Origin of the sequence: Sphingomonas sp. NCPPB 2930 (assembly GCF_042867205.1) — a bacterium.
Taxonomy (GTDB): domain Bacteria; phylum Pseudomonadota; class Alphaproteobacteria; order Sphingomonadales; family Sphingomonadaceae; genus Sphingomonas.
Genome location: NZ_JBHZQU010000001.1, coordinates 264,713 through 275,806, shown reverse-complemented (window position 1 = coordinate 275,806; position 11,094 = coordinate 264,713). Strand labels below are relative to the sequence as shown.

Here is an 11,094-nt window from a genome sequence, read left to right as displayed (position 1 = left end):
CCGGCGCCGCCGGGAAGAGGGGCCGGGAAGAGGGGGGACCGCGATGTTGCGCCAGCTCGTCTATATCAGCAGCGTGAAGGGCCCGGCGGCGGCGATCGATCCCGAGGCGATCCTGCAGGCGTCGCGCCGCAACAATGCGCGGGCGGGGGTGACGGGGCTGCTCTATTATGACGGTCGGCGTTTCCTCCAGGCGCTGGAGGGCGAGGCGGCGGCGGTGGAGCGGGTCTATCGCCACATCGCGGCGGATTCGCGTCACCATGCCCTGGTGATCCTGTCCGACCGGACGGTGGACGCCCGTGAGTTCGGCGACTGGGCGATGGGCTATGCGACCAAGGGCGAGGACAAGGCCAGGCTGGTCGCCCGCATCGCCGGCATGGCAGCGACGGCGTCGCCCGAGATCCGGGCCACGTTCGAGAGTTTCGCGGGGTTGAAGCGTCTGTTCTGATCCGGCCCCGACCGCCCGGTCTCGGGCGGCCGGAACCGGACGGCAATGGCTTATTGCGCGGTGAAGGCCGCGTTGATCACCAGGTCCACATCGTCACCCACGACCGGCACATAGGCGCCGACGCCGAAGTCCGAACGCTTGATCTTGGCGGTCGCGCGGAAGCCGATGTTCAGCTTCTTGGACATCGGGTTGGTGCCCGCACCGAAGAAGGTCGCGTTCAGGGTGACCGGCTTGGTCTGGTCCTTGATGGTCAGGTTGCCGGTGATGACCGCCTTGGTGCCTATGACCTTCACGCCCGTCGAGACGAAGCGCGCGGTCGGATAGGTGGCGGCGTCGAAGAAGTCCTTCGACTTCAGGTGATTGGCGAAGGGGGCGGCGGTGACCGACAGATTGTCGATCTTGAAGGTGACGTCGACCTTGGCCGCCTGCGGACGGGCCGGGTCGAGGGTCAGCGTGCCCTCGGACGCGCCGAACTGCCCCTCGAGCATCGAGAAGCCCATATGGTTGAGCGACCAGGTGACCTGGGTATGCGCGGGGTCGACGGCATAGGTGCCCGCGACGACGCGCGAGGCGACCGGCGCGCCGGGCGTGCCCGCCGGAGCGGTCTGGGCGATGGCCGGGGCGGCGAGGACGAGCGCCATGGCGGCGGGAAGGACGAAACGCATGGGTGGGTACTCCCTGTTGAACGGCGGCCTTTGTGGGCCGTGCGGTTAACGCACGTCAAAGGCCAAGGTCGCAACGATGCGTTTCCGGGGTGGGGCTCTGCGAGGCCCCTTGCCCTCCCCCATCCCCTCCCGCTTGCGGGAGGGGAGAGGTTTGGGGCAGTCGTTTTGCTTTTGTCGCAAACTGCGGGCTAGCCGAAGCGCTTGCGGCTTCCGCTTGGCGCACCCCTCCCGCAGGTGGGAGGGGATGGGGGAGGGCAAAGGTGTCTCACCGAGCCCACCCCCCGACAAAAATCAGTTTTTCGCCTTGTCCACCAGCTTGTTCGCGCCGATCCACGGCATCATCGCGCGCAGTTCGCTGCCGACCTGTTCGATCTGGTGGCGCTTGGCGGCGATGCGGCTGGCCTTCAGTTCGGGCTGGCCAGCGCGGTTGTCGAGCACGAAGTCCTTCACGAAGCGGCCCGACTGGATGTCGGCCAGGACGCGCTTCATTTCCTTCTTGGTCTCTTCGGTGATGATGCGCGGGCCGGTCTTGATGTCACCATATTCGGCGGTGTTCGAGATCGAGTAGCGCATGTTGGCGATGCCGCCCTCATACATCAGGTCGACGATCAGCTTCAGCTCGTGGAGGCACTCAAAATAGGCCATTTCGGGGGCGTAGCCCGCCTCGACCAGCGTCTCGAAGCCCGCCTGGACCAGCGCGGTCGCGCCGCCGCACAGCACGGCCTGCTCGCCGAACAGGTCGGTCTCGCACTCTTCGCGGAAGTTGGTCTCGATGATGCCCGAGCGACCGCCACCGACGCCCGAGGCGTAAGCGAGCGCCACGTCATGCGCATTGCCGCTGGCGTCCTGATGGATCGCGATCAGGCAGGGCACGCCGCCGCCGCGCACATATTCGCTGCGCACCGTGTGGCCGGGGCCCTTGGGCGCGATCATGATGACGTCGATGTCCGCGGGCGGCTCGATCAGGCCGAAATGCACGTTCAGGCCGTGCGCGAAGGCGAGCGCGGCGCCGGGCTTCATCTTGCCCTTGATGTCGGCGTCATAGATCGCGGCCTGATGCTCGTCGGGGGCCAGGATCATCAGGATGTCGGCCCAGGCGGCTGCTTCCTGGTTCGACAGGACCTTGAAGCCCGCCGCTTCCGCCTTGGCGGCCGAGGCCGAACCGGGGCGCAGCGCGATCGCGACATTCTTGACGCCCGAATCGCGCAGGTTCTGCGCATGGGCATGGCCCTGCGAGCCGTAGCCCAGAATGGCGATGTTCTTCTCGGAGATCAGGTTCAGATCGGCGTCGCGATCATAATAGACACGCATTGGTTTCTTCCCTTTCGATGAGGTCCGTCATGCCAGCGCAGGCTGGCATCTCTTGCGGTCAGAGCCAGTGCCCGGCCAGGAGACCCCAGCCTTCGCTGGGGTGACGATGGTGGTTGTGATGATGTTTCAGGCCGCGTCCTTGCCCCGCGAAATGGCGGCGATGCCGGTGCGGGCGACCTCGACCAGGCCGACTTCGCCCATCAGCTCGACGAACTTGTCGATCTTGGCGATGGTGCCGGTCACCTCGAACACGAAGCTGCCGATCGTCGCATCGACCACGCGGGCGCGATAGACTTCGGCCAGGCGCAGCGCCTCGATCCGGCGTTCGCCGGTGCCCGCCACCTTCACCAGCGCCAGCTCGCGCTCGACATGGTCGCCCAGCACCGACAGGTCGGTGACCTTGTGGACCGGGACCAGCCGGTCGAGCTGGGCGATGATCTGCTCCATCACCGACGGCGAGGCGCTGGTGACGATGGTGATGCGGCTGACGGCCTTGTCGGCGGTGATCTCCGACACGGTCAGGCTCTCGATATTATAGCCGCGCGCGGTGAACAGCCCGGCGATCCGCGCCAGGATGCCGGGTTCGTTGTCGACGATCACCGCCAGCGTGTGGCGTTCCACCTTCTCGGTCTTGATGTGCATATTCAATTCCTCCCCGGAACGGGGAGGGGGACCATGCGGAGCATGGTGGAGGGGGCTCTCCACTCATGCTGTCCTGCGCGGCGATCCCCCTCCACCGTGCCGCTTCGCGTCACGGTCCCCCTCCCCGTGCCGGGGAGGAGCTTTAAGGTCAGACCAGCGCCTTGGCCTCGTCGTCCATGGTGCCCGATACCTCATTGGCCTGCAGGATCATGTCGGTATGGGCCGCGCCGCTCGGGATCATCGGGAAGCAGTTGGCGAGCTTGGCGACGCGGCAGTCGACGATCACCGGGCCGTCATGGTCCAGCATCGCGGCGATGCCGTCCTCCAGCTGGTCGCGATGCTCGATGAGGATGCCCTTCCAGCCATAGGCCTCGCCCAGCTTCACGAAGTCGGGCAGCGAGTCCGAATAGCTCTCGGCATAGCGGCTCTCATAGGTCAGTTCCTGCCACTGGCGGACCATGCCCATATATTCGTTGTTCAGGATGAAGATCTTGACCGGCAGGCGATACTGGGTCGCGGTCGCCAGTTCCTGGATGTTCATCTGGATCGAGGCTTCACCCGCGATGTCGATGACGAGCGCACCCGGATTGCCGAGCTGCGCCCCGATCGCGGCGGGCAGGCCGTAACCCATGGTGCCCAGACCACCGCTGGTCAGCCACTTATTGGGCTTTTCAAAGCCGAAATGCTGCGCGGCCCACATCTGGTGCTGGCCGACCTCGGTGGTGATGATCGGCTGGCGCGCCTTGGTCGCATCGTACAGCGCCCGGATCGCCCGCTGCGGCATGATCGCGTCGCCATTCTCCGGGAAGGAGAGACAGCCGACCGCACGCCAGCCCGCGATGCGGCGCTGCCATTCGGTGGTGTCGGGCTTGGGATGCTGGCGCGACTTCCAGATGCGCACCGCATCCTCCAGCGCATGGCCGACATCGGCGATGATGGCCAGGTCGACGCGGACATTCTTGTTCACGCTCGACCGGTCGATATCGACATGGACCTTGCGGCTGTTCGGGCTGAACGCGTCGAGACGGCCCGTCACGCGATCGTCGAACCGGCTGCCAAGTGCTACCACCAGATCGGCCTGGTTCATCGCCATATTGGCTTCGTAGGTGCCGTGCATGCCCAGCATGCCCAGCCATTGCGGGTCGCTCGCCGGGAAGGCACCCAGACCCATCAGGGTCGAGGTGACCGGCGCGCCGGTGATGCGGGCCAGTTCGCGCAGCAGCTGCGACGCGGCCGGACCCGAATTGATGATGCCGCCGCCAGTATAGAGGATCGGACGCTCGGCCGCGGCCAGCATGTCGACCAGCTGCTCGACTTGGGCTTGGTCGGCCTTCACCTGCGGGCGATAGGTCTTGTGACGGATCGGACCCGGCTTCTGATAGCGGGCGGTGGCGACCTGCACGTCCTTGGGAATGTCGATCACGACCGGACCGGGGCGGCCCGAGGTCGCGATGTGGAAAGCCTCGTGCACCACCTCGCCCAGGCGTGCGGGGTCCTTCACCAGATAATTATGCTTGGAGCAGTGGCGCGTGATGCCGACCGTGTCGGCTTCCTGGAACGCGTCGGTGCCGATCAGCGCGGTGGGCACCTGGCCGGTGATGACCACCATCGGGATCGAATCGAGCAGCGCGTCGGTGATGCCGGTGACCGCATTGGTCGCACCGGGGCCGGAGGTGACGAGCACCACGCCGGGCTTGCCGGTCGAGCGGGCATAGCCCTCCGCCGCGTGCGTCGCCGCCTGTTCGTGGCGGACCAGAATGTGGCGGATGCGCTTCGATCGGAACATGGCGTCATAGATCGGCAGCACCGCACCACCCGGATAGCCGAAGACGACCTCCACGCCGAGATCGCACAGCGCCTCGACCAGGATATCGGCTCCGCTCTTCTCGGTCATCGTCTTTGTCCTTCTGCGTCCGTGCCCACTGACGGGGCTTGTCGGGAAAGGCGCGGCTACAAGTTTAAAAAGTGCGCGTCAACCGTCAACGGCGCAATAAAGTTTCTATTATGTTGCGACGCACATCGGTGTCAGGGTCCGGAATCACGGTCCAGTCGGGCCCCGGCTGGTGGCGGAACCAGGTAAATTGCCTTTTGGCATAACGCCTTGTTGCCAGCGCGCCCGCTGCCTCCGCCTCGGCGCGGGTCATGCGGCCTTCGAGGAGCGCGGCGGCCTCCGGCACGCCGATCGCGCGCCGGATCGGGGCGTCGGCGGGCAGGTCGGGGCGGGCGAGAAGCGCGGCCGCCTCGTCCAGCCCCTCGTCCAGCATTTCCTCGAAGCGTCGGTCGATGCGGGCGTTCAGCCAGTCCCGGTCGGGCAGCAGGATGACGGCGGACAGCGCGATGCGATCGCCGATCCCGCCTTCCTTATGTGCCTGCCATGCGTGCAGCGGACGCCCGGTTGCGCGCACCACCTCCAGCGCGCGGGCGACGCGGGTGGTGTCGGCAGGGTTCAGGCGCGCGGCGGACACCGGGTCTTCGCGGGACAGGGCGGCATGGGCCTCGGCGACGGGCAGCGCGCGCACCTCGGCGCGGATGGCGGGATCGATCTCCGGCACTGGCGCGATGCCGTCGAGCAGTGTGCGCATATAAAGGCCGGTGCCGCCGACCAGGATCGGTAGCGACCCCGCCGCCACGCAATCTTCGATCGCCCCGCGCGCCTCCGCTGCCCAGCGTGCCGCCGAATAGCCGGTGTCCGCGCCGTCGACATGGCCGAACAGCCGGTGCGGCGCCTGCGCCACCTCTTCGGGGGCGGGGCGGGCGGTCAGGATGGAGAGGTCGCGATACACCTGCGCCGAATCGGCATTGATGATGGTGCCGCCGGTCGCCTTCGCCAGATCGAGTGCCAATGCGGACTTGCCGCTCGCGGTCGGCCCTGCGATGAGCGCGACCTTTGGACGGTCAGAGGAGTTCGCCATGTTCATCGCCACGCTGATAGCAGCCGAATCGATCGCCGAGCGCGATATTTCGGAGGCGGTGGCGCAGGTGACGCCGCGATGCGCGGTCGCCGACTGGAACTGGATCGACCAAGGCCGCGCGGCCGATATTTGCTTCGCCGAGGACCCCGACTTTGCGGCGGGCGTGCTGCATGGCCGGTTTGACCGGACCGATGTCATCATCCAGCCCGCCGCGCACCGCCAGAAGCGGCTGTTGGTCGCCGACATGGACTCCACCATGATTACGGTCGAGTGCATCGACGAACTGGCCGACTATGCCGGGATCAAGGAGCAGGTCGCCGAGGTGACCGAGCGGGCGATGCGCGGCGAACTGGACTTCGCCGCCGCGCTGGACGCACGGGTCGCGCTGCTCGAAGGGCTGGACGAGCGGGTCATCGAACAATGCCTGGCCGAGCGGGTGACGCTGATGGCGGGTGCCCGCGCGCTGGTCCGCACGATGAAGGCGCGCGGCGGCCATGCGATCCTGGTGTCGGGCGGCTTCACCCGCTTCGCCGAGCCGGTCGCGGCCGAGATCGGTTTCGACCGCGCCATCGCCAATTACCTCGAGATCGCGAACGGCAAGCTGACCGGCACGGTGCGCAAGCCGATCGTCGGCTCGGACACCAAGGAAAAGACGCTGCTCGCCGCGCTCGACGAACTGGGCATCGGTGCGGTGGAGAGCATGGCGGTGGGCGACGGGGCCAACGACCTGGCGATGATCCGTCGCGCCGGGCTGGGCGTCGCCTATCGCGCCAAGCCGATCGTCGCGGGCGCGGCGGCGGCGCGGGTCGATCATAACGACCTGACCGCGCTTCTCTATGCGCAGGGCATTCCGCGTTCGGAGTGGGTGGTCGGTTAAGGACCATGATGCCCTTCCTTCCCCGGATAGGGGGGAAGGGGCGTCGTTTACGGGACGACCACCACGCAGGGCTGGCCCGAGCGGGTGCAGGCGGCCTGGGCTGCATTGCGATCGGCATAGCCGCCCGCCTGCAAGCGGATGACCCCGCCGGCGCTGACATAATGCGGCTGTGCGCCCGCCAGTCGCCCGCGCACCCGCTGCCATAGTCCCTCGGCATTGCCCCGGTCGCGGAAAGCGCCCAGCTGGATACGCCATGCGCCCCCGGCCGCGCGGGGAGGCGTAGGCTTGGCGGCATGCGGCGCGGCGGTGCGCGTCGACGCCATGGGCTTGGGCCGTTCGACCGGGGCGGCGGCCGTCTCGCGGACCGGTGGCGTCGGGCTCGGAGAGGTGCCGGGCGCCGGATAGCTGGCCCCGTAACCGGAAGCTGCGGATCGCGAGGGCGGGACCGGCACCGGCTGCACCGCCGGGCGCGCCTGTCCGGCGGTGCGGACCGGGGCGTCGGCGGCCTTGCCCGGCGACGCTTCGCTTCCCACCGTCACCCGCTTCGGCCCGGTGGTTTCGGGGGCGGGCAGGGCCGCCAGCCGGGCGCGATATTGCTGGGCCAGCTCGACGCCGCGCTGGCGATCCGGCGGGGTGATATACTGGTCCATCTGTGCCAGCGTCTGCGAAGCGGCTTGCAGCCCCGCCTGCGACGCCAGCGTCATCAGCGCATAGGCGCGCGGATAGTCGCGCGTCACCCCGTCGCCGTTGAACAGCATCGTGCCGAGCACCAGCTGCGCGCGCGGCTCGCCCCGCGCGACCGACTTTTCGAGCCAGGGCAGCGCCTCGGCCTTCTTGCCCGACTGGAACAGCGCCAGGCCATAATTGTCGGCGGCCTGGGCATGCCCCTGCGCGGCGGCCTTGCGGAACCAGCTTTCGGCCAGCGCGGGGTCGAGCGGTACGCCGCGCCCCAGCTTATAGGCCTGGGCCAGGTTGAACTGCGCATCGGCGTCGCCCGCAATGGCGGGGCCGCGCCACTCCTCCACCGCCTTGCGATAATCGCCCTGCGCCCAGGCATCGACGCCCGCCTTCACATCGGCCAGCGCAGGCGCGGCGAGGAGGCAGGTGGCAAGCGTGGCCAGCGCCGCGCCGACGACCGGGAACCTGCGCATCATCCTTCTTCCCCCAATAGCTGTCGCGTCCGTCATGCCCCGAGGCGGGGCGCGGGTAAAGCGTTCCTCAAGGCTTAACCGTTCCTTAGCGCGTCGCCGGATAGCGTCGGCCCCGATCGGGGAAACGGATAACGCCATGGGCGCGGCGGCGTGCCCGGCGCCCGCGACCCCATGGCTTTTGGCTGGTGACGATGATGACCACGATCCGCACTCTCATGGCCTGCAGCCTCGGCGCGCTGATGATCGGCGGCACCCTGACCGGCTGCACATCGGCGGATCGCCGTACGGCGCGACTGGCCGAAGGGGCAGCGCATGGCGGGGAGGCGCAGGCGACCGCCGCGCTTGCCGACCGGACGCGCCGCGTGCTGGCGCAGCGGGACGGCGAGGGGGCGGTGGCGCTGGCCGAACGGCTGGTCGCGGCCGACCCGCATCAGGCGGGCTATCGCGCGCTGCTGGGGCAAGGCTATCTCCAGGCGGGGCGCTTCGCATCGGCGCGACAGGCCTTTACCGACGCATTGCAACTGGACCCGAAGGACGGGCGCGCCGCGCTGAACCTGTCGCTGGCGATGATCGCCGGGGGCAATGGCGCGGGCGCGCGCGCCATGCTGGAGCGCCATGCGGCGATGATCCCCGCCACCGATCTGGGGCTGGCCGTGGCGCTGGCCGGATCGCCCGGCGACGGCATACGCATCCTGACCGCCGCCGCGCGCGAACCCGGTGCGTCGGTCAAGACCCGGCAGAATCTGGCGCTGGCGCTGGCCTTGGCGGGGCAATGGGACATGGCGCGCATGGCCGCCTCGGCCGATATGGCGCCCGCCGATGTCGAGGCGCGGATGCGCGAATGGGCCGATTTCGTCGCCACGACCAGTCCGGCGGATCAGGTGTCCGCGCTGCTCGGCATCCGCCCGGCGGTGGATAGCGGCCAGCCGCTGGCGCTGGCGCTCAACGCCGCACCCTCGGCGGCGGTGGTGCAGGACATGGTCCAGGCGCTGCCCCGCCCGGCCGACGCCGACGTGCCGGTCGCGATGGCCGCCAAGGGAGAAGACGTCCCGCCGCCGCCCGGCCCGCTGGTGGAACAGGCCGCGATCATCGATGCCGAGCCGACGCCGTATAAGCGCGCGACCCGCATGGCGGCAGCGCTCGTCACCACGCCCGCGCTGCTCCGCCGGGCCGAGGAACGCCGCGTCGCCGCACCCAAGGGCGAGTGGAACGTCCAGATCGGCGCCTTTGGCCGCGAAGATGGGGCCCAGCGTGCCTGGGGGCTGCTGACCCGGCAATTTGCGGGGCTTTCCGACTATGCGCCGCAGAGCGGCACGATCCGGCATTTGGGGGGCGACCTGCACCGCCTGTCGGTCGGGGGGCTCAGCCGGGAGCAGGCGGATGCGCTGTGCGGGCGCTATCGCCGGACCGGGGGCGCCTGCTTCGTGCGCCGCCAGGCCGACGACCGGATGGCGCATTGGGCACGGCCGGGGATCGGCCTGGCCTCGCTATAGGGCCGATCGACCGTCCGGGCGGGCGGCGCCGGACAGGGTTTAGTCCAACAGGCCGACGGCGGCATCCGCCCATATCGTGAGGACCAGCAGGGTCGAGCCAAGGACGATCAAGGCGCGGATGGGGGCTTGCGCGGGCAGGCGGGCCGCCACTTCGCACGCGACGCCGATCGTCCCCATCAGGACCGCCGCCATCAGGAAGTCGGCGGCGTCCCATTTCACCTCGCCAGTGAAGCGCATCGCGACGGCGGGGGCGAGGACGATAAGGGCCAGCATCGACCAGAGCGGGATCCGCCAGTGGCGGATGGGGCGCGCGCGGGACAGATCAAGCAGCGGCATAAGGATCCTTTCGTCCGGCAGGATAGACCGCCCGCGCGCGACGCGCCAGTCGGCGGACCGGACGCGGATCAGACGGCCTCGCCGGCGGCGCGCCCGCTCGCCCAGGCCCATTGGAAGTTGTAGCCGCCCAGCCAGCCGGTGACGTCCACCGCCTCGCCGACGAAATACAGCCCCGGCACCGCCTTCGCCTCCATGGTGCGCGAGGACAGCCCGGCGGTCGACACGCCACCGACCGTCACCTCGGCCTTGGCATAGCCCTCGCTGCCATTGGGGTGGAACGGCCAGTCGGCCAGCCGGGCGGCGGCGGCGGACAGCGCCTTGTCGGTCGCCGCGCCCAGCTCGCCCGGCAGCGCGAGGCGCTCGGCCAGCGTCTCGGCCAGCCGGTCGGGCAGATGCTGGCCCAACAGGCGGCGGGGCGAGGTGCGCGGGGCGGCGCGCTTGGCGGCCAGCAGCCAGTCGGCCGGGCAGTCGGGCAGGAAGTCGATCCCGATCGCCTCGCCATGCCGCCAATAGGAGGAGATTTGCAGGATCGCCGGACCCGACAGCCCGCGATGGGTGAACAGCGCGGCCTCGCGGAAGCGGGTCTTGCCCGACCGTGCGACGACCTCCGCCGCGACGCCCGAGAGCGAGCGGAACAGCGTCTCGTCGCCGCCCAGCGTCAACGGCACGAGCGCGGGGCGCGGTTCGACCACCTTCAGCCCGAACTGGCGCGCCAGATCATAGGCATAGCCGGTCGCACCCATCTTGGGGATGCTGGGCCCGCCGGTCGCGACGATCAGGCGGGGGGCGGTATAGGCCCGGCCGCCCCGCGTCACCCGGAATTGCGTGCCGTCATGCGCGACCGCCTCGACCGGCTGGCCCAAAGCGATGTCGACCATGCCGCCCGCCCGCCCGGCCTTGTCGCATTCGTCGAGCAGCATCGCCACGATCTGCCGCGCCGACCCGTCGCAGAAGAGCTGGCCCAGCGTCTTTTCATGCCAGGCGATGCCATGCGCCTCGACCAGCTCCAGGAAATCGGCCGGGGTGTAGCGGCCGAGTGCCGATTTGGCGAAATGCGGGTTCGCCGACAGGAAACGGTCGGGCACGGTGCCGATATTGGTGAAGTTGCACCGCCCGCCGCCGGAGATCAGGATCTTCTTGCCCGGTGCGTCGGCATGGTCGAGGACCAGCACCCGCCGCCCCCGCTGCCCGGCGGTCGCCGCCGCCATCAGGCCCGCCGCGCCCGCGCCCAGGATGATCACGTCATGATGTTGCATGGCGGA

11 protein-coding genes are annotated in these 11,094 nt (G+C 69.1%); 3 read left to right on the top strand and 8 right to left on the bottom strand.

The window, feature by feature from the left end:
• Positions 1-43: 43 nt before the first annotated feature.
• A complete protein-coding gene (locus ACFX59_RS01225) occupies positions 44-445 on the top strand; it encodes a BLUF domain-containing protein (protein WP_307100169.1) in 402 nt (133 codons plus the stop codon).
• Positions 446-495: 50 nt separating this feature from the next.
• On the opposite strand, the gene ACFX59_RS01220 is transcribed toward ACFX59_RS01225, so the two are convergent.
• From ACFX59_RS01220 to miaA, 5 genes are all read right to left on the bottom strand, one after another.
• Positions 496-1,110, bottom strand: a complete 615-nt coding sequence (locus ACFX59_RS01220) for a YceI family protein (protein ID WP_387428838.1) — start codon at positions 1,108-1,110, stop codon at positions 496-498.
• Between the two features lie 291 nt (positions 1,111-1,401).
• Positions 1,402-2,421 carry a ketol-acid reductoisomerase gene (gene ilvC / locus ACFX59_RS01215; protein WP_307100165.1) on the bottom strand — a complete coding sequence of 340 codons (1,020 nt, stop codon included), beginning with the start codon at positions 2,419-2,421 and terminating at the stop codon, positions 1,402-1,404.
• 126 nt (positions 2,422-2,547) lie between these two features.
• Positions 2,548-3,063, bottom strand: a complete 516-nt coding sequence (ilvN, locus tag ACFX59_RS01210; protein WP_307100162.1) for an acetolactate synthase small subunit — start codon at positions 3,061-3,063, stop codon at positions 2,548-2,550.
• Between the two features lie 148 nt (positions 3,064-3,211).
• On the bottom strand, positions 3,212-4,957 hold the full coding sequence (locus ACFX59_RS01205; RefSeq protein ID WP_387428835.1) for an acetolactate synthase 3 large subunit: 1,746 nt from the start codon (positions 4,955-4,957) through the stop codon (positions 3,212-3,214).
• An 85-nt stretch (positions 4,958-5,042) separates the two neighbouring features.
• Positions 5,043-5,975 carry a tRNA (adenosine(37)-N6)-dimethylallyltransferase MiaA gene (gene miaA / locus ACFX59_RS01200; RefSeq protein WP_387428833.1) on the bottom strand — a complete coding sequence of 311 codons (933 nt, stop codon included), beginning with the start codon at positions 5,973-5,975 and terminating at the stop codon, positions 5,043-5,045.
• On the opposite strand from miaA, the gene serB reads away from it, so the two are divergent.
• Positions 5,974-6,852, top strand: a complete 879-nt coding sequence (serB, locus tag ACFX59_RS01195) for a phosphoserine phosphatase SerB (RefSeq protein ID WP_387428831.1) — start codon at positions 5,974-5,976, stop codon at positions 6,850-6,852. The two genes, miaA and serB, sit on opposite strands and share 2 nt — an antisense overlap.
• 47 nt (positions 6,853-6,899) lie before the next feature.
• Here serB and ACFX59_RS01190 read toward each other — a convergent pair whose 3' ends face one another.
• Positions 6,900-8,006 (bottom strand): SPOR domain-containing protein, encoded by a 1,107-nt coding sequence (locus tag ACFX59_RS01190; protein WP_387428829.1) that lies wholly within the window; start codon positions 8,004-8,006, stop codon positions 6,900-6,902.
• Between the two features lie 188 nt (positions 8,007-8,194).
• Between ACFX59_RS01190 and ACFX59_RS01185 the strand changes: the two genes are divergently transcribed.
• The gene (locus ACFX59_RS01185) at positions 8,195-9,496 is read left to right on the top strand and encodes a tetratricopeptide repeat protein (protein ID WP_387429607.1); all 1,302 of its coding nucleotides are present in this window, start codon (positions 8,195-8,197) and stop codon (positions 9,494-9,496) included.
• A gap of 39 nt (positions 9,497-9,535) precedes the next feature.
• Here the strand turns inward: ACFX59_RS01185 and ACFX59_RS01180 are convergent, their stop codons facing one another.
• Together ACFX59_RS01180 and ACFX59_RS01175 are read right to left on the bottom strand one after the other, a co-directional pair.
• Positions 9,536-9,832 carry a hypothetical protein gene (locus ACFX59_RS01180; RefSeq protein ID WP_387428827.1) on the bottom strand — a complete coding sequence of 99 codons (297 nt, stop codon included), beginning with the start codon at positions 9,830-9,832 and terminating at the stop codon, positions 9,536-9,538.
• A 68-nt stretch (positions 9,833-9,900) separates the two neighbouring features.
• Complete coding sequence (locus ACFX59_RS01175) at positions 9,901-11,088, bottom strand: NAD(P)/FAD-dependent oxidoreductase (protein WP_387428825.1); 1,188 nt, start codon at positions 11,086-11,088, stop codon at positions 9,901-9,903.
• Positions 11,089-11,094 lie beyond the last annotated feature (6 nt).